Here is an 18,298-nt window from a genome sequence, read left to right as displayed (position 1 = left end):
ACAGGGCGTTCGGGCGCCCCGAAAGGAACCTGATGAAACTGATCCCTGCCCTCACCGCGATTCTGGTGGCTGGCTTTCTCTATCTCCTGATCGTCGATCGCGATCGGCTCTACGCAATTGCTCAGATCGACGGCGCGGCTGCCGAGGATACCGATCTGGCAAAAGCCGAGGACGGCACGCCGCAGGTGGGTGTCGTGGCGTTGCGCAGCAGGGCGCGGGAGGTCGACGACACGGTCGTTCTGCGCGGTCGCACCGAGGCGGCGCGACAGGTCGAGGTGCGTGCCGAGACCTCGGGACGGGTGATTTCTGAGCCGTTGCGCAAGGGCGCCTTCGTGGAAACCGGCGAGGCGCTGTGCGAGCTCGACCCCGGCACCCGCGAGATCCAGCTTGCCGAAGCGCAGGCCCGGCTGAGCGAAGCCGAGAGCCGCGTGCCCACCGCGCAGGCCGGCAAGGCCGAGGCCGAGGCGCGACTGCGCGAGGCCGAGATCAACCTCAGCAATGCGCGACGCCTGAGCCAGGGCGGATACCAGAGCGAGACCTCGGTGATCAGCGCCGAGGCGGCGCTCGAGGCGGCGACCGCACAGGTGCAGAGCGCGGAGTCCAACCTCGTCTCGGCCCGCGCCGGCATCGAGGCGGCGCAGGCCGCCGTGGCCTCGGCCGAGCGCGAGATCGACCGGCTGATCATCCGTGCGCCATTCGACGGACTGCTGGAGACCGACACGGCGGAGCTGGGCCTGCTGATGCAGACCGGCTCGCCCTGCGCGACCATCGTTCAGCTCGACCCGATCAAGCTCGTGGGTTTCGTGCCCGAGGTTCATGTCGACGAAATCCGCGTCGGCGCCCGGGCCACCGGCCGCCTCGCCTCGGGGCGCGCGCTTTCGGGCGAGGTGAGCTTCGTGTCGCGCTCGGCCGACGAGACCACCCGCACCTTCCGGGTCGAGGTCGACGTGCCCAATGCCGATCTCGAAATACGCGACGGCCAGACCGCCGAGATCCTCGTCGATACCAACGGCACGGAGGCGCATCTGCTGCCGCAATCGGCGCTGACGCTCGACGATTCGGGCCAGCTCGGGGTCAGGACCGTCGGCGGTCCGGAGGCGGCGCCGGTGGCGCGCTTCATGCCGGTGGAGTTGCTGCGCGACACGCCCGAGGGCGTGCTGGTGGCAGGGCTCGACCCGGTGACGTCGGTCATCGTCGTGGGTCAGGAATACGTGACCGACGGGGTCCGCGTCGCGCCGCGCTACAGGGAGCAGGCGCAATGACCGGCATCGTCGACTGGGCCGCCTCGCGCGCCCGAATGATCATCGCCTTCATCGTGCTCAGCCTCACGGCGGGCATCGCCGCCTATATCGGCCTGCCGAAGGAGGGCGAGCCCGATATCGAGATCCCGGCGCTCTTCGTCTCGGTGCCCTTCCCCGGCATTTCGGCCGAGGATGCCGAACAGCTTCTGGTCAAGCCGATGGAGACGCGGCTCGCCGATCTCGACGGCCTCGACACGATGATCTCCAACGCCTCCGAAGGCTATGCAGGCGTGGCGCTCGAATTCGCCTTCGGCTGGGACAAGACGAAGATCATGGCCGATGTGCGCGACGCGATGAACGCGGCCGAGGCCGAGTTTCCCGATGGCGCCGATGCCTGGTCCGTCACCGAGATCAACTTCTCCGAGTTTCCGATCATCATCGTCAACCTGACCGGCCCTCTGCCCGAGCGGACGCTGATCCGTGTCGGAAAGTCGCTTCAGGACCGGCTCGAAGGGCTCGACGCCGTGCTCTCGGCCAATCTCACCGGCCAGCGCGACGAGATGCTCGAGGTGGAGATCGACCCGCTCCGGCTCGAGGCCTACAACGTCACCGCCGCCGAGCTCTTGCAGGTGGTCACCAACAACAACCTGCTGATCGCCGCGGGCGAGGTCGAGACGGCGCAGGGCGCCTTCTCGGTGAAGATCCCGTCGAGCTTCGACGAGCCGCGCGACATCTACGACATCCCGGTGAAGACCAATGGCGACCGGGTGGTGACGCTGGGCGATCTTTCGACGATCCGCCTGACCTTCGAGGATCGCACCTCCACCGCGCGCTACAACGGCGAAACCACGGTGGCGCTGCAGGTGGTCAAGCGCAAGGGCTACAACCTGATCGATACAGCCGCACTCGTGCGGGACACCGTCGAGGCCGAGCGCGCCTCGTGGCCCGAGGACCTGCGCGCGGCGATCGAGGTCGGCACATCCAACGACCAGAGCAGCAACGTCGCCTCGATGGTCAGCCAGCTCGAGGGCTCGGTGCTCACCGCGATCGCTCTGGTAATGATCGTGGTGCTGGCAACCCTCGGGCCGCGCCCGGCGCTGCTGGTCGGCTTCGCGATCCCGACATCCTTCCTGTTGTGCTTCGCGCTCTTGGCGGTGATGGGCATCTCCATCTCCAACATCGTGATGTTCGGCCTGATCCTCGCCGTGGGCATGCTGGTCGACGGCGCCATCGTCGTGGTCGAATATGCCGACAAGCGGATCTCCGAGGGCGTCGGTCCGATGCACGCCTATGTCGAAGCCGCCAAGCGGATGTTCTGGCCGGTGGTCTCCTCGACCGCGACCACGCTTTGCGCGTTTTTGCCGATGCTGTTCTGGCCCGGTGTCGCGGGGCAGTTCATGGGCATGCTGCCGGTCACGCTGATCTTCGTGCTCTCGGCCTCGCTGGTGGTGGCGCTGATCTACCTGCCGGTGATGGGCGGCGTGCTGGGCCGGATGAGCCGTGGTTTCCTGCATGTGTCGGAGGGACTGCGGAGGCGTCTGCCATGGGTGGTGCGCGCGGCGCTGGTGCCGCCGGCGGCGGGGCTCATCTTCGTGGGGCTGATGCTGGCGCTGAACCCAGGCTACCTGACCGGCGAGGCGCGCCCCTCCCGCAGCCTGATCGAGGCGGCCCCGGGGCTCGGCCTCGCGCTTGCCGGGGCGATCGCGACCACGATCTTCGGTGCGGCGGCCAAGATCCGACGCGCCCCGAAACGTCTGCGCGCGGGCTATCGCCGTTCGCCCTTCGGGCGGCTGATCGCGCTGATCGCGGGCAACCCGGTGATGCCGCTCGTGACCATCGCCGGCGTCGGCGCCTTCGTTTTCACGACCTTCACCTATTTCGGCACCCACAACAACGGCGTCGAATTCTTCGTCGAGACCGAACCCGAGCAGGCGATCATCTACGTGCAGGCGCGCGGCAACCTCAGCCTTGCCGAGAAGGACGCTATGGTGGCCGAAGCCGAGGAGGTGGCGGTCGGCTTTCCCGGCATCCGCTCGGTCTTTGCCTTCGCGGGCGAAGGCGGGCTCAACTCCAACACCGCGGGTGCCGGTGGTCCGGCCGACGCGGTCGGCCAGCTGCAGATCGAGCTGGTACCATGGGACGAGCGCCCCGCCTATGCGAGGGAGAACGGCTACGACCTCGCCGATCTGGATGGCGACGTGGTGCTCGAACGGCTGCAGGCCGAGCTCGACGGCATTCCCGGCATCCGCATCGAGATCCTCAACCTCGCCCAGGGGCCGGGCGCGTCGAAACCGGTCAATCTGCGCCTCACCGGCGAGAATTTCGACGTGTTGCGCGCCGCCACGGCGCAGGCACGCGAGCGGTTCGAGGAGACGCCGGGACTGACCCTGATCGAGGACACGCTGCCCCTGCCCGGGATCGACTGGCAGATCGATGTCGATATCGAAAAGGCCGGTCGCTACGGCGCCGACGTGGCGACAGTGGGCGCGATGGTCCAGCTCGTCACCCGGGGCATCATGCTCGACACGATGCGCGTCGAAACATCCGACGAGGAGATCGAGATCCGGGTGCGCCTGCCTGAAGAAGATCGCGTGCTGTCCACGCTCGACAGCCTGCGGGTACGGACGCCCGCCGGACTGGTGCCGCTGTCCAACTTCGTCACCCGTACCCCAGTGGCCAAGCTCGCCGAGATCACGCGGGTCGGCCAGCAGCGCTATTTCGAGGTGAAGGCCGACGTGTTGCCGGGCTTGGTCAAGCTGGTGGAGGGCGACGACAGCCGGGTCGTCCGCGAGGATGAGATCGGACCCGAATTGCAGGAACGCATCGACGCGGGCGAAGTCACGCGCGTCAGCGTCAACGCCAACGAACGCATCGAGGTGCTGACCGAGTGGCTTGAGACGTCGCCCCTGCCCCAAGGGATCGGCTGGGAGTGGACCGGCGACCAGCAGGACCAGGCCGAGAGCCAAGCCTTCCTGCAATGGGCCTTCACCGGCGCGCTGGGGCTGATGTTCATCATCCTGCTGGCGCAGTTCAACAGCTTCTACAACGCGGTGCTGGTGCTCCTCGCGGTGGTGATGTCCACCGCCGGGGTGCTGATCGGCATGCTGGTGATGGAGCAGACTTTCTCGATCATCATGACCGGCACAGGCATCGTCGCGCTGGCGGGGATCGTGGTGAACAACAACATCGTTCTGATTGACACCTATCAGGATTACGAGCGCTACATGCCGCGCACCGAGGCGGTGATCCGTACCGCCGAGGACCGCATCCGCCCGGTCTTTCTTACCACCGTCACCACCATGGCGGGCCTCGCGCCGATGATGTTCGGGCTGAGCCTCGACTTCTTCGGCGGTGGCTACACGATCGACAGCCCGACCGCCCTGTGGTGGAAGCAGCTCGCCACTGCCGTGGTCTTCGGCCTCGGCATCGCCACGGTGCTGACGCTGGTCTTCACGCCGGCGATGCTGGCTCTGCGGATCTGGGCCGCGCGCTACGCGCATTGGATGTCACGATTGCTGGCCCGGCTCTCGATGGGACGCGGCAGCCGGGCGGCGCGCGACTGGGCGCTCCGGCGCGAGGCCCGCCGGATCAAGGCGCCCGAAATCCTGTGGGAGGACGAGGACGGACCGGTGCCGCCCGTGGCGGCGACGCTGCGCGCCGCCGAGTGAGCATCGGAAAAAAGGCCGCCCCGGGAGGGGCGGCCCTTTCGGCATCAGGCTTGGAGGGATCGTCAGGCCGGTTGCGGCGTTCTCTCGCCCCGGCCCAGCGCCACGAGCGCGAGACCCAGCGCCATCACCGCGCAGCCCGCGATCACCGCGACCATCGGCAGCGCCGTACCGTTGAAGAACGGCCCCGTGAGGGCGACCATCAGCCCGCCCGTCATCATCTGCAGCGTGCCCCCCAGCGACGAGGCGAGACCGGCGATCTCGCCATGCGGGTCGAGCGCCATGACCTGGCTCGTCGGAATGACGAGGCCGAGGCAGGCGTTGCCGCACAGAAGCAGCCCCATCAGCACCGGCAGCGAAGCGTAGCCCGCCGCCGTGATCGACAGGAGCGTCAGGCTGAAGATGGCAAAGCCCGCCAGCGCCAGCCGCAGCATCCGCAACAGGCCGATGCGGCGGCCCAGCGTCGCGGCGAACTGGCTCGCGCCGAAGAAGCCCACCGCATTGGTCGCGAAGGCGAGGCTGAACTGTAGCGGCGTCAGCCCGTATTGCTGCGTGTAGACGAAGCTGGCGGAGGCGATGAAGACGAAGAAGCTCGCCATGCCGAAGCCCGACACGAAGGTCAGCGCCATGAAGGTCGGGTCGCGGAACAGCCGCTTGGCCGAGACCGCAAGCAGGCGCGGACGCACCGGGCGGCGGCGCTCCGCAGGCAGCGTTTCCTTGAGGGCGAAGACCGACAACAGCAGCGCCAGTGCCGCCACGACCGCAAGCGCCCAGAAGATGCCGCGCCAGCCGGTGAAGGTCATCATGATCGCGCCAGACAGCGGCGCCAGCATCGGCGAGACCGAGATCACCAGCATGATCATCGCCACCAGCCGCGTCGCTTCGTGGCCGGTATACATGTCGCGCACCATGGCGCGCGGCACCACCATCAGCGCCGCGCAGCCCAGACCCTGCAAGGCGCGGAACGCCACCAGCCAGGGCAGCGACGGTGCCAAGGCGCAGCCGATCGTCGCCACGAGGAACACGCCGACGCCGATATAGACCGGCGCCTTGCGGCCTGCCGCGTCGGCGAAGGGCCCGTAGAAGAGCTGCGCCAAGCCGAAGGCTAGGAAATAGGCGCTGATCGTCGCCTGCGCCGCCGCCTCGTCGACGCCCAGATCGGCGGCAAGCCCCGGCAGGCCGGGCAGATACATGTCGATCGTGAAGGGACCCACGGCAGAGAGCAGGCCCAGCACCAGCGCGGTGCGGAACATCGGCGAAAACATAGGGCTGTCCTTGAACTCCGCGCACGGGGCACGCGAAACGGCGATTGGCCCACGCGCGGCGGGCGACTCGCGCGCAGGCTAGACCGATCGGTTCAGAAGCGCAATCACGCGGCTTCGGCCTCCTCGGCCTGCTGGCGGGACCAGAGCTGCGCATAGCGGCCTTCCTGCGCCAAAAGATGCTCGTGGCGCCCGGATTCGACCACTTTTCCGGCTTCCAGCACGACGATCCGGTCGGCATCTGCAATTGTGGACAGCCGATGTGCGATGGTGATCACCGAGCGCCCCTGCCCCATGGCGCGTAGCTGGCCCTGAATTTCGCGCTCGGTATCGGTGTCGAGCGCGCTCGTGGCCTCGTCCAGAAGCAGGATCGGCGGGTCCTTGAGCAAGGTGCGAGCGATACCGACCCGCTGCTTCTCGCCGCCCGACAGCTTCAGCCCGCGTTCGCCGACCGTCGTGTCGTAGCCCTCGGGCAGCGACATGATGAAATCATGGATCTGCGCGGCGCGCGCCACTGCCTCGATCTCCTCGCGCGTGGCGCCGTCACGGCCATAGGCGATGTTGTAGAGGATCGTGTCGTTGAACAGCACCGTGTCCTGCGGCACCACGCCGATCTGCGCATGCAGGCTATGTTGGGTCACCTCGCGCAGGTCCTGACCGTCGATCCTGATCGCGCCCTCGGTCACGTCGTAGAAGCGGAACAGCAGCCGGCCGATGGTCGATTTTCCGGCCCCGGATGAACCGACGATGGCGACGGTCTCGCCGGGCTTCACGGTGAAGGACACGCCCTTCAGTATACCGCGCGCCGCCTCGTAACCGAAGCAGACATCGTCGAAGACGATCTCGCCGCGCGGCACCGCCAGCGCCTTGGCGTCCGGCCGGTCGGTGACCTCCGGCGGCTGGTTCAGCAGGTCGAACATCTCGCCCATGTCGATCAGCGCCTGCCGGATCTCCCGGTAGACGGTGCCGAGGAAGTTCAGCGGCATGGTGATCTGGATCATGTAGGCGTTGACCATGACGAAATCACCGACGCTGAGCGCGCCGCGCTGAACCCCCACGGCGGCCATGATCATGACCACGACGAGGCCGGTGGTGATGATCAGCGACTGTCCGAAATTGAGGAAGGCCAGCGAATAGTTGGTGCGCGTCGCGGCGGCGGCGTATTTCTCCATCGCGGAATCATAGCGCGCGGCCTCCCGCCCCTCGGCCCCGAAATACTTCACCGTTTCGAAGTTGAGCAGGCTGTCGATCGCCTTCTGATTGGCGTCGGTGTCCTGATCGTTCATCTGCTTGCGGATCCGGACCCGCCACTCCGTCACCTTGAAGGTGAAGGCGACGTAAAGGATGATCGTGCCCAGCACCACGACGAGATACCACACGTCGAACAGGAAGAAGAGCACCACCGCGACCAGCAGCAATTCCAGGATCAGCGGACCGATCGAGAACAGCAGGAAGCGCAGCAGGAAATCCACGCCCTTCACGCCGCGCTCGATGATCCGGCTGAGACCGCCGGTCTTGCGACTAATGTGATAGCGCAGGCTCATCGCGTGGATATGCTGGAAGGTCCTGAGCGCGAGCTTTCGAAGCGCCCTCTGCCCCACCGGCGTGAACACCACGTCGCGCAGCTGCTGAAATCCGACATTGGCGAGACGCGCCAGCCCGTAGATCAGCGTGAGCCCCGCCGCGCCGATCGCCAGCAGCATCGCCGCGCTCTCGCCCTCGCCCGCCAGCGCATCGACGGCGGCCTTGTAGAAGAGCGGCGTGGCGACGGCGATCAGCTTGGCGAAGACCAGAAGCGATACCGCCAGCACGACGCGGCGCTTCACCCACCCCTTACCTTCGGGCCACAGATAGGGGATCACCTGCCGGATCGTGTCCCATCCCCGCACGGGCTGGCCCGAAAGATTGGCGTCGGTCTTGGACAGGCGTCGCATCGGCTGGCTCCGGGCTGGCGGCGGCCGCCCCAAACTAGGATGCACGCTGCCGGATGGCCAGAGCACGGCGCCGAACCCCGCGCTTGAGCGGAGGGGGGCTGCGTTCTACGAGTGATGGGACACAACCCGGAGTTCCCAGATGCCCCTACCCGCCTTTTCCAACTCGGTCTGCGTCTATTGCGGCTCGCGTCCCGGCCTGCGCCCCGCCTACGAGGTCGCGGCCCGCGAAACCGGCGAGATGCTGGCGCGGCGCGGATGGCGGCTCGTTTACGGGGCCGGGGATGTCGGCCTGATGGGCGCGGTGGCGCGCGCGGCGCAGGGCATGGGCGGGTCGAGCTTCGGGGTGATCCCGCGCCATCTCGTCGATGCCGAGGTCGGCAAGACCGATCTCGATACCTATGTCGTCACCGAGACGATGCACGAGCGCAAGAAGGTCATGTTCATGAACGCCGAGGCGATCGTCATGCTGCCCGGCGGCGCCGGATCGCTCGACGAGTTCTTCGAGGTCCTGACCTGGCGCCAACTCGGCCTGCACGGCAAACCGATCCTGCTCCTGGACATCGAAGGTTACTGGCAGCCGCTGCGCCAGCTTCTGAACCATGTGATCGACGAAGGTTTCGCGGATGAAAGCCTCAAGGCGTTCATCCAGTACGTTCCGAGCGTGAAGGGGCTGGAACGGGCGCTGGAAGTGGCCCTGCCGGGGTGAAAGGCCGCCCCGGGGGGGGCGGCCCGCAGCCGTTCACCCGGCGATTTCGTCTGCCACGGCCTTTTCGATTTCGGCGACGGGGTGGTTGGTGAGCGTCTTCGGGACCTCGGCCACTACGGTGTCGGCCACCTCCTTGTGCAACTCGCCCCGCAGCGCCCCGAGCACCTGAGGGCTGGCGACCACGACCAGCTTCTCGAAACGGCCCTTATGGACGTTGCGGTACAGGATGTCGGCGAGATCGGCGGCGAACCGATCCTTCGCGAGCTGATGGAAATCCGTCTCGGCTAGCGCGGTGCGCTGTCCGGGACCGGTATCGGCAAGCCGGCCCGCCTTGTCGGTGGCCTGCTCGCGGTCCGGCGGGTTCTCCTGTTCCTCCTTGCGCACGACGCGCAGGTTCGGGTGCTGGTCGTCGGTGACGTTCTCGAGGATCAACGCCTTCTCGCCATCGGCGACGAGAACCCAGGTTCCGTTGTCGATCTTCGCCATCACTCGGTATCCTTCTCGTCGCTCTTGCGCACGCGGGTAACGCCGGGATCGTCCTGCTCGGCACGCTTGAGATCGTCTCGAGTACCGACCTTGCGGGTGAGATCCCCGCCTTCGCGGCCGGGCTGGTTACCGGCGCCGCCTTGGTCTTCTTCGCTCACATAGGCGTCGGTTTCCTTCACGCCGTCCTTGGATCGTGCCCTGTCGGCCATGGGAGCCTCCTGTCTTGCGTTCGCGAGACCAACGATTCATGAGAGGCGGGGTTCCGGCGCGGAGCGGTACGGCGGCGCATGAGAAAGGCCCCCGCGATCGCTCGCGAGGGCCGGTTTCAAGGTCGATAGCCTTGCAGCGCCGGGCGCTTACATGCGCGAGGCGACGTTCTCCCAGTTCACCAAGTTGTCGAGGAAGTTCGAGATGTAGGCCGGGCGCTTGTTGCGGTAGTCGATGTAGTAGGAGTGCTCCCATACATCGAGGCCCAGCAGTGCAGTCTGGCCGAAGCAGAGCGGGTTCACGCCGTTCTCGGTCTTGGTGACCTTGAGGCCGCCATCGGCGTCCTTGACCAGCCAGGCCCAGCCCGAGCCGAACTGACCGGCACCGGCAGCGGCGAACTCTTCCTTGAACTTGTCGACCGAGCCGAAGCTGTCGGTGATCGCCTTTTCCAGCTCGCCCGGCATCTTGCTGTCGTTCGGGGTCATCATCTCCCAGAACTGGTTGTGGTTCCACAGCTGCGAGATGTTGTTGAAGATGCCGTTCTGCGCCACCGCCGACTTGTCATAGGTGCCGCGGATGATCTCCTCGAGCGACTTGCCGTCCCACTCGGTGCCGGCGATCAGCTTGTTGCCGTTGTCGACATAGGCCTTGTGGTGCAGGTCGTGGTGGTATTCGAGCGTCTCCTTCGACATGCCCTTGGAGGCGAGCGCGTCGTGGGCGTAGGGGAGGTCGGGAAGTTCGAAAGCCATGTCGGTCTCGCTTTTCTGCCAGTGGTGGATTTGCGCCACATAACAGAACCTCCGGCCGCCAAAGGTCAATGGGACCAGCGGGAAATTCGGGGCTTGCAATCGAACGCGGCGCGCTGGTCGCGGTTGCTCGGGCATCGGCGGCGACAGGAAGCCTGTCGCGCGCCAAGCAGAAGCGACAGGAGCCGCGGCCGGGGGCCACGGCTCCTGCGATGTGGGACGCGTCAGGAACTCGTCCCTCAAGAACTACACCGGCCTCGGGGCCGGAACGGGTCGTTTACTGGACCACCTCGGCGTCGCCCTCGACTTCGATCGTGTCGGTCGAATCGGCCGGCGCCTCTTCGATCTCGGCTTCGGCCTCGGCGGCCTCTTCCTCGATCTCGGCCGCACCTTCCTCGACCTCGGTCTCGATGGCGGCACCCGCATCCTCGACCTCTTCGACCACGGCGGTGCCGGCATCCTCGATGCTTTCGGCGGCGCCTTCGGCCTCGGTCTCGACGCTGATGTTGGTTTCCTCGCCGACGACGTCGGCGTTATCGACCTCGCTGCCACCGGCGAACAGCCAGTAGAGGACGATCACGGCCACCACGAGGCCGCCGACGATCAGCGCGATCGAGCTGCCACCGCTCTTCTTCGGCGGCGGATTCACGTTGTTGTTGTTGATGTTCGGGTCGGACATGCGAGATGCTCCGTCAATGTGTCATTCGTCGGCCAACGTCACCCGGACGGGCGGGTTCCGGCCGTGAGTAAATTTTTTGCGATGTTTCGGGAGGGCTGCGGCGACGCCACAGTAGCTTTGGCGCCAGCCTGCTCGCGCGGACGTGGCCGGGTGCGACCCTCGCGGGGGTTTCGGGGCCGGGCTCCGCGCTGTAGTGACGACACAAGACAGGAGTGACGCATGCTGTTCTGGATCATCGCGCTGGCCCTTAGCGGGGTCGTGGCCCTCGCCTTGGCGGCACCGCTGCTGCGGCCGGGCCACGAGGCCGGCAGCAATGCGGATCTCGATTTCTATCGCAACCAGCTCGCGGAGATCGAGGCGGACCGCGCGCGCGGGCTGATCGGTCCCGACGAGGCCGAGCGCGCCCGGGCCGAGATCGGCCGGCGGCTCATCGCGGCCGACCGCGCCGCGTGCGAACCCCGCCAACAGTCGCGCGGGCCGGTATGGCCGGTGGCATTGTTCGGCGGCATCGTGGTGATCGGCGGCGCCATCTGGCTCTACGCGGATCTCGGGGCCCCGGGCCGCCCCGATGCGCCCTTGTCCGAACGGTTGGAGATGGCGCGCGAGCGGCGCGCCGATCGCCCGAGCCAGGCCGAGGCCGAGGCCGTCACGCCCGCCATTCAGGCGGCCGCCCCCGAGGAATACCTCGCGATGGTCGAACAGCTGCGCGAGGCGGTGCCCGGACGGCCCGACGACCTGACCGGCTGGCAGCTTCTGTCGCGGCACGAGGCGGCCTTGGGCAATTACGCCGCCGCCGCCCGCGCACAGGAGCGGGTGATCGAAATCAAGGGCGACGACGCCAGCTTCGAGGATCGGCTGGCGCTGGTCGACCGGATGGTCGCGGCCACAGGCGGTCTCGTCACGCCCGAAAGCGAGGCGTTGCTGGCACGGCTGCTCGACGCCGATCCGGATGCGGCGGGGCCGCTTTACTACATGGGCCTGCTGCAGGCGCAGATCGAACGGCCCGACCTCGCCTTCCGATATTGGAAACGCGTGATCGAGCGAGGCGATCCTGCCTCGCCGCATGTGGAGTTGGCCCGCGCGCAGATCGGCCGCGCCGCGGCGCTTGCCGGGGTCGACTACACGCCGCCCTCGGCGCCCGGCCCATCGGCCGCCGATATCGCGGCGGCGCAGGACATGGATCCGGCCGCGCGCGACGAGATGATCCGGGGCATGGTCGATGGCCTGGCCGCGCGGCTGGCCGAGAGCGGCGGCGCGGCGCCGGACTGGGCCCGGCTGATCGGGGCCCTCGGCGTGCTCGGTGAAACCGACCGCGCCGAGGCGATCTGGACCGAGGCGCAACAGCTTTTCGCCGGCACGCCCGATCTCGAGCAGATCCGGGACGCGGCACGCAAGGCGGGGGTGGCGGAATGATCTTCGAGACGGCCGAAGACTTTGCCGCTGCCCTGCCCCGAGCCGGTGCCCTCGCCGGTCTCGACTTCGGCACCAAGACCATCGGCGTCGCCGTCTCCGACGGACTCCGCTCCGTCGCCACGCCGCTCGAGACGGTGAAGCGCAAGAAGTTCACCGAAGATGCAGCTCGGCTTCTGGCCATCGCCGAAGGTCGCGGCATCGCCGGCTTCGTGCTTGGGCTGCCGCGCAACATGGACGGCTCCGAGGGGCCGCGCGCCCAGTCGACCCGCGCCTTCGCACGCAACCTGTCACGGCTGACCGAGATCCCGATCGGCTTTTGGGACGAGCGGCTCTCGACCGTCGCGGCCGAGCGCGCGCTGCTCGAAGCCGACCATTCGCGCAAGCGCCGGGGCGAGCTGATCGACGCGGTCGCGGCCGGATACATTCTGCAGGGTCTCCTGGACCGTCTGAGCTACATGGGACGCTCATGAGCGACGAGGTTTGGAGCCGGGCCGAGATCGAAAGCCCCTGCGTGAAGCTCTGCACGATCCACCCCGAAACCCGGCTCTGCCTCGGCTGCGCCCGCTCGATCGACGAGATTGCCGCCTGGGGCCGGATGAGCGCCGAGGAGCGCCGCGCGGTGATGGCCGAGCTGCCCGGGCGCGAGCCTACGCCGAAGGGCCGGCGCGGCGGCCGCAAGGCACGGCTGGAGCGCTAGATCAGCGCCTTGCGCAGCATGTTGAGCGCGACGAGGATCAGAAAGGCGCCGAACACCCGCTTGAGCCGCTTGGCATTCGTCCGATGCGCCAGTGCGGCCCCGAGCGGCGCGGTCAGCAGCGTCATCGCGATGACCAGAAGAAAGGCCGGCAGGTTCACCGAGCCCAGCGTCATCGGCGGCGCGACACCGGCGGCGAGCGGCGTCAGCAGGAAACCCATCACCGAAGGCAGCGCGATCAGCAGGCCGAACCCGGCGGCCGTGGCCACGGCGCGGTGCATCGCCATGCCGTGCAGCGTCATGATCGGCACCCCGAAGCTGCCACCGCCGATCCCCATCAGCACCGACAGGAGGCCGACCGCCGGGGCCATCGCGGCGCGGCGCCAGCCGGAGGGCATGGTTTCGCCCAGTCGCCAGTGGCTGCGACCCAGCACCATGTAGAGCGCCACGCTCAGCGCCAGCCCGCCGAAGATGAGCTGGAGCACCGTGGTACGCAGCTGCGCCACCACTAGCACTCCCACCAGCGCGCCCACGGCGATGCCGGGGGCCCAGCCGCGCAGGACGGCCCAATCGACCGCGCCCTTGCGATCGTGACTCAGGACCGAGCGGGCCGAGGTGACGACGATCGTGGCAAGCGAAGTGGCGAGGCAGATCTGCATCAGCTGCGGCGTCTCGTAGCCGAGGGCGGCGAATGCGTAGAAGAAGGCCGGCACCAGAACGATGCCGCCGCCGACGCCCAAGAGCCCGGCCAGCACGCCCGCGAAGGCGCCGATGGCGAGCAGCATCGCCCCCATGGACAAAAGCAGCGTGGTTTCAGGCATCTGGCGCTCCCGCTTGTTTCGCGACAGCGATGCCCGCCCCCCGTCTTGGCCACAAGGGGCCGTTTGGTGGGAAATAGTGCTCAGGCTGCCTGCTGCAGGTCCTCGACCCGGCCCAGCGCTTCGATCACCAGTTCCGGCCCGGCGCCCGGGCGCGACGCACCCTCGGACAGAACCCGCCGCCAGCCCCGCGCCCCCGGGCGACCCGCGAAGAGGCCGAGCATGTGCCGCGTCACCTGGTGCAACCGCCCCCCCGCCGAGAGATGCGCCTCGATATAGGGCAGCATGTCGCGCACCGCCGCTTCGGCGCGGCTCGTGCCCGGATCGGCCCAGATGCGCCGGTCGGCCTCGCACAGGATATCGGCAGGCGCATGATACGCGGCCCGGCCGATCATCACCCCGTCAAGACCGGCCTCCAGAAAGGTTTCGGCCTCGTCGAGCGAGCCGACGCCACCATTCACGGACAGGTGCAGATGCGGAAACGCGCGCTTCATCCTCGCCACCAGATCGTAGTCGAGCGGGGGAATGTCGCGGTTTTCCTTGGGGCTCAGCCCCTGCAGCCAAGCCTTGCGCGCATGGATGGTGAAGCGGCGAACGCCCGCCGCCGCGACCGTTTCGAGAAAACGGGGCAGAACCGTCTCGGGCTCCTGCTCGTCGACGCCGATGCGGCATTTCACCGTCACTTCGACCGGGCTCGCGGCGATCATCTCTGCGCAGCATTCGGCTACCAGATCAGGCCGCGTCATCAGCACCGCGCCGAAGGCACCGGACTGCACCCGGTCCGAGGGACAGCCGCAGTTGAGATTGATCTCATCATAGCCGAATTCGGCCCCGATCCGCGCTGCCTCGCGAATTTCGGTCGGGTCCGACCCGCCGAGCTGCAGCGCCACGGGATGTTCGGTATCGCCAAAACCCAGAAGCCGCTCGCGATCGCCGTGGATCACGGCGGGCGCGGTCACCATCTCGGTATAAAGCAAGGCCCGCCGCGACAGCAGACGGTGCAGATGCCGGCAATGGCGGTCGGTCCAATCCATCATCGGGGCGACGGACAGGCGGGCGGCGTCTGGCAATGCGGTCTGGCCTGAGGTCATGTCTCGATCCGGGCTTCGGTTGGAAGAAGCGCTGTCTAGCATCAGGTTGCACGACGGGCAAATCCGATAGGTTCCGCTTTGCCTCGCTTCCCTATGCTGGCAAAGCCGCATGTGCGACTGCGACAACGTGCTGCCGAAGTCTCGACGCCGTGCGAGCGAGGAAAGGTCGGCACAGGCGTCTCTCTCGGATGGTCCCGGGTGCATTCTCTGCTTCGATCCCATGGAAAATGTCATCCTCGACCGTCCGCGGCACCGGCCGCGACATCGAAGGTCGGAGCCGTGTGATTCGTACCGAGACCTGATAACGCCGCCAAATGGAGATGCTCGGCCCCGGCCTCTCCACCGATCGACGCCACCCAGCGAGCCGCTACGACAGCGCCATGCGTCGCTGCGACAGAATAAAGCACCCCGGGGCGTCGTAAATTTCTGCCCGAGTCTGGTCGCCGCGCTTCGTCTCCGCGATAGTGCGCGCCATGTCGCTATTCATCATCGCCCTCCTCCCGTTCCTCGGCGCGCTGCTGCCCGGTCTTATGATCCGGGCCGGTCGCCAGGCCTGTTTCACCGCCACCTTCCTCGTCACGGCCTCGGCCGCGGTGGGGCTGCTCACGCATCTGCCCGCCGTGCTGCGGGGCGAGACGGTCTCGGCCCGGCTCGACTGGATGCCGGGGCTGGGGCTCAACGCGAACCTGTTCCTCGACCCGCTGGGCTTCATGTTCGCGGCGCTGATCCTCGGGATCGGGCTGCTGATCATCGCCTATGCGCGCCACTACCTGTCGCGCGACGACAACATGGGCGAGTTCTTCAGCTACCTGCTGCTGTTCCAAGGCGCGATGGTGGGCATCGTGATTTCCGACAACATCCTGCTCCTGCTGATCTTCTGGGAGCTGACCTCGCTCTCCTCCTTCCTGCTCATCGGGTTCTGGAAACACCTGCCCGAAGGCCGCCAAGGCGCGCGCATGGCGCTCGCCGTGACCGGCATGGGCGGGCTGGCGCTGATCGGCGGCATGCTGCTTCTGGGCCAGATCGTCGGCAGCTACGACCTGAGCGTCATCCTCGAACAACGCGACGTGGTACAGGCCTCGCCGCTCTATGTCCCGGCCCTGCTGCTGATCCTGCTGGGCTGCTTCACCAAATCGGCGCAGTTCCCGTTCCATTTCTGGCTGCCGCACGCGATGGCGGCCCCGACCCCGGTCTCGGCCTACCTGCACTCGGCCACCATGGTGAAGGCCGGGCTGTTCCTGCTGGCGCGGCTCTGGCCGGTGCTCGCGGGCACCGAGGAGTGGTTCTACATCGTCACGACGGCCGGCCTCGCGACCATGGTGCTCGGCGCGTTCATCGCGATCTTCAAGCACGATCTGAAGGCGCTGCTGGCCTTCTCGACCGTGTCGCATCTGGGGCTGATCACCTTCCTGCTGGGCACCGGCACGGCCTTCGGCGCGATGGCGGCGGTGTTCCACATCCTCAACCATGCAAGCTTCAAGGCCGCGCTCTTCATGACCGCCGGGATCGTCGATCACGGCGTGCATACCCGCGACATGCGAAGGCTGGGCGGGCTGCGACGCCTGATGCCGATCTCGTTTGCCATCGCGACCTTGGCGGGCCTGTCGATGGCGGGCATTCCGCTGCTCAACGGTTTCCTGTCGAAGGAGATGATGCTTGAGGAGGCCGCGCATACGACGCTGTTCGGCATGCCGATGCTGGTCACGATCGTGGCGACGCTGGGGGCGCTGTTCTCGGCCGCCTATTCCTTCCGGTTGATCGCCCATACCTTCTTGGGCGCCGAACGCGACGATTACCCGGCGCATCCGCATGATCCGAACCCCGGCATGTGGCTGCCGCCGGCGCTGCTGATCATCCCCGTCGTGGTGATCGGTCTGTTTCCGGCGCTGGCCGAGCCCTTCGTGAAGCTCGTCACCGGCGCGGTGATCGGCTCGGCCGCCGAACTGCCCGACGCCCATCTCAAGCTCTGGCACGGCCTGACCCCGGCGCTGTTCATGTCGGCGATCGCGGTGATCGGCGGCGCGCTGCTGCTGATGGGCTTCGCGCCGCTGTCGCGGATCTGGGAAGCGGCGCGGCGGCCAGAGGCCAAGGACATCTTCGACCGGATCATCGCGGGCTGCGTCGCGCTGGCGCGCCCGGTGACGCGTGGCCTGCATGACGGGGCCTTCACCCGCTATGCCGCGATCATGGTGCTGACCGTGGTGGCGGTCGGCGCGCATGCATGGTTCTCGGGCACGACCGGCGCCGAGATCCGGCGCCCGCTCCTGCCCGTCACGCCCATCGCCATAGCGGCATGGGCGATGCTGATCGCCGCCACCGGTTTCCTCGTGGCGGTGCATCGCAACCGTCTGGCGGTGCTGATGCTCATGGGGGTCATCGGCCTGATGGTCTCCGTCGGCTTCAACCATTTCTCCGCCCCCGATCTCGCGCTCACGCAGATCTCGGTCGAGGTGGTGACGATCATCCTGCTGTTGCTGGCGCTGAACTTCCTGCCCAATACCACGCCCAACGAATCCGGAGCGGCGCGGCGCACCCGCGACGCGATCATCGCCGGGGCCGGCGGCATCGCCGCGGCGGGTCTGATCTGGTCCATTCTCTCGACCGAGTTCCCGATCGCGCCGATCTCGGACTACCATCTCGCCAACTCCTACAAGGGCGGCGGCGGAGACAACGTGGTCAACGTGATCCTGGTCGACTTCCGGGGCTTCGACACCTTCGGCGAAATCATCGTGCTCGGCATCGCCGCGCTGGTGATCTACGCGCTGACCGAAACCCTGCTCTCGGGCAAGGTGCGCCGCAAGCTGTTGAACCGCGGGCACGAGGAACCGCAGGCCGGCGACGCCCACCCGCTGATGATGGTGGTGCTGACGCGGGTGATGATGCCTCTGATCCTGATGGTCGGCGTCTACATCTTCCTGCGCGGCCACAACGATCCCGGCGGCGGCTTCGTCGCGGGCCTCGTGGTCGCGATCGCCGTGGTGACGCAATACATGGCTTCGGGCTTCGCCTGGGCGGCGCGGCGCCAGCGCTACCCCTATCACGGGATCATCGGCGCCGGCGTCTTCGTGGCCGGTCTCACCGGCATCGGCGCCTGGTTCGTCGGACAGCCCTTCCTGACCTCGGCCTTCGGCTATTTCCGGATCCCGCCGATGGAGGAGTTCGAGCTGGCCACCGCCATGGGCTTCGACCTCGGCGTGTTCCTCGCCGTGCTCGGCGCGGTGATGCTATCGCTCGAAAGTTTCTCGCGGCTGGGTTACAGGGCCGGCACCGAGACCTCCGATCACGCGATGGACATCGATCCGTCGCGCGGCGAGGAGCTCGATCCGGTCGTGGATGCAAAGCGCGAGGGCAGCTGA

The 18,298-nt window shown here is 67.4% G+C and carries 15 protein-coding genes; 7 read left to right on the top strand and 8 right to left on the bottom strand.

The window, feature by feature from the left end; all coding sequences use genetic code 11:
* Nucleotides 1–32 precede the first annotated feature (32 nt).
* Together ACRAQ3_RS06160 and ACRAQ3_RS06155 are read left to right on the top strand one after the other, a co-directional pair.
* On the top strand, nucleotides 33–1,262 hold the full coding sequence (locus tag ACRAQ3_RS06160; protein WP_432256024.1) for an efflux RND transporter periplasmic adaptor subunit: 1,230 nt from the start codon (nucleotides 33–35) through the stop codon (nucleotides 1,260–1,262).
* Complete coding sequence (locus ACRAQ3_RS06155) at nucleotides 1,259–4,909, top strand: efflux RND transporter permease subunit (protein ID WP_432256023.1); 3,651 nt, start codon at nucleotides 1,259–1,261, stop codon at nucleotides 4,907–4,909. Before ACRAQ3_RS06160 ends, ACRAQ3_RS06155 begins: the two co-directional genes overlap by 4 nt.
* Before the next feature lie 62 nt (nucleotides 4,910–4,971).
* Here ACRAQ3_RS06155 and ACRAQ3_RS06150 read toward each other — a convergent pair whose 3' ends face one another.
* Nucleotides 4,972–6,171, bottom strand: coding sequence for a multidrug effflux MFS transporter (locus ACRAQ3_RS06150; protein WP_432256022.1), 1,200 nt, complete (start codon nucleotides 6,169–6,171; stop codon nucleotides 4,972–4,974).
* A 104-nt stretch (nucleotides 6,172–6,275) separates the two neighbouring features.
* Complete coding sequence (locus ACRAQ3_RS06145) at nucleotides 6,276–8,102, bottom strand: ABCB family ABC transporter ATP-binding protein/permease (protein ID WP_269398084.1); 1,827 nt, start codon at nucleotides 8,100–8,102, stop codon at nucleotides 6,276–6,278.
* Between the two features lie 139 nt (nucleotides 8,103–8,241).
* On the opposite strand from ACRAQ3_RS06145, the gene ACRAQ3_RS06140 reads away from it, so the two are divergent.
* Complete coding sequence (locus ACRAQ3_RS06140; RefSeq protein ID WP_432256021.1) at nucleotides 8,242–8,808, top strand: TIGR00730 family Rossman fold protein; 567 nt, start codon at nucleotides 8,242–8,244, stop codon at nucleotides 8,806–8,808.
* A 33-nt stretch (nucleotides 8,809–8,841) separates the two neighbouring features.
* Here the strand turns inward: ACRAQ3_RS06140 and ACRAQ3_RS06135 are convergent, their stop codons facing one another.
* The 4 genes from ACRAQ3_RS06135 to ACRAQ3_RS06120 form a co-directional block, all read right to left on the bottom strand.
* Nucleotides 8,842–9,294, bottom strand: coding sequence for a host attachment family protein (locus tag ACRAQ3_RS06135; protein ID WP_432256020.1), 453 nt, complete (start codon nucleotides 9,292–9,294; stop codon nucleotides 8,842–8,844).
* The gene (locus ACRAQ3_RS06130; protein WP_269398081.1) at nucleotides 9,294–9,503 is read right to left on the bottom strand and encodes a hypothetical protein; all 210 of its coding nucleotides are present in this window, start codon (nucleotides 9,501–9,503) and stop codon (nucleotides 9,294–9,296) included. The genes ACRAQ3_RS06135 and ACRAQ3_RS06130 overlap by 1 nt, the downstream gene beginning before the upstream one ends.
* A gap of 147 nt (nucleotides 9,504–9,650) precedes the next feature.
* Nucleotides 9,651–10,250 (bottom strand): superoxide dismutase, encoded by a 600-nt coding sequence (locus ACRAQ3_RS06125; RefSeq protein ID WP_269398080.1) that lies wholly within the window; start codon nucleotides 10,248–10,250, stop codon nucleotides 9,651–9,653.
* Nucleotides 10,251–10,524: 274 nt separating this feature from the next.
* Nucleotides 10,525–10,926, bottom strand: coding sequence for a hypothetical protein (locus tag ACRAQ3_RS06120; protein ID WP_269398079.1), 402 nt, complete (start codon nucleotides 10,924–10,926; stop codon nucleotides 10,525–10,527).
* A gap of 219 nt (nucleotides 10,927–11,145) precedes the next feature.
* Between ACRAQ3_RS06120 and ccmI the strand changes: the two genes are divergently transcribed.
* From ccmI to ACRAQ3_RS06105, 3 genes are read left to right on the top strand one after another with little or no spacing between them, the layout of a single operon-like run.
* Nucleotides 11,146–12,339 (top strand): c-type cytochrome biogenesis protein CcmI, encoded by a 1,194-nt coding sequence (gene ccmI, locus ACRAQ3_RS06115; RefSeq protein WP_432256019.1) that lies wholly within the window; start codon nucleotides 11,146–11,148, stop codon nucleotides 12,337–12,339.
* Nucleotides 12,336–12,809, top strand: a complete 474-nt coding sequence (ruvX, locus tag ACRAQ3_RS06110) for a Holliday junction resolvase RuvX (RefSeq protein ID WP_085897489.1) — start codon at nucleotides 12,336–12,338, stop codon at nucleotides 12,807–12,809. Before ccmI ends, ruvX begins: the two co-directional genes overlap by 4 nt.
* On the top strand, nucleotides 12,806–13,036 hold the full coding sequence (locus tag ACRAQ3_RS06105) for a DUF1289 domain-containing protein (RefSeq protein WP_269398076.1): 231 nt from the start codon (nucleotides 12,806–12,808) through the stop codon (nucleotides 13,034–13,036). Before ruvX ends, ACRAQ3_RS06105 begins: the two co-directional genes overlap by 4 nt.
* Here ACRAQ3_RS06105 and ACRAQ3_RS06100 read toward each other — a convergent pair.
* Together ACRAQ3_RS06100 and dusA are read right to left on the bottom strand one after the other, a co-directional pair.
* Nucleotides 13,033–13,854 carry a sulfite exporter TauE/SafE family protein gene (locus ACRAQ3_RS06100; RefSeq protein ID WP_432256018.1) on the bottom strand — a complete coding sequence of 274 codons (822 nt, stop codon included), beginning with the start codon at nucleotides 13,852–13,854 and terminating at the stop codon, nucleotides 13,033–13,035. The two genes, ACRAQ3_RS06105 and ACRAQ3_RS06100, sit on opposite strands and share 4 nt — an antisense overlap.
* 80 nt (nucleotides 13,855–13,934) lie before the next feature.
* Nucleotides 13,935–14,885: a tRNA dihydrouridine(20/20a) synthase DusA gene (dusA, locus tag ACRAQ3_RS06095; protein WP_432256017.1), complete on the bottom strand. Its 951-nt coding sequence runs from the start codon at nucleotides 14,883–14,885 to the stop codon at nucleotides 13,935–13,937.
* 530 nt (nucleotides 14,886–15,415) lie between these two features.
* Here dusA and ACRAQ3_RS06090 point away from each other — a divergent pair.
* Nucleotides 15,416–18,298: a monovalent cation/H+ antiporter subunit A gene (locus tag ACRAQ3_RS06090; protein WP_432256016.1), complete on the top strand. Its 2,883-nt coding sequence runs from the start codon at nucleotides 15,416–15,418 to the stop codon at nucleotides 18,296–18,298.

It is taken from the genome of Limimaricola sp. AA108-03 (genome assembly GCF_050847355.1).
Taxonomy (GTDB): Bacteria; Pseudomonadota; Alphaproteobacteria; order Rhodobacterales; family Rhodobacteraceae; genus Limimaricola.
Note: the sequence above shows the minus strand (reverse complement) of the source record. Positions and strands in the feature narration are given on the sequence as shown.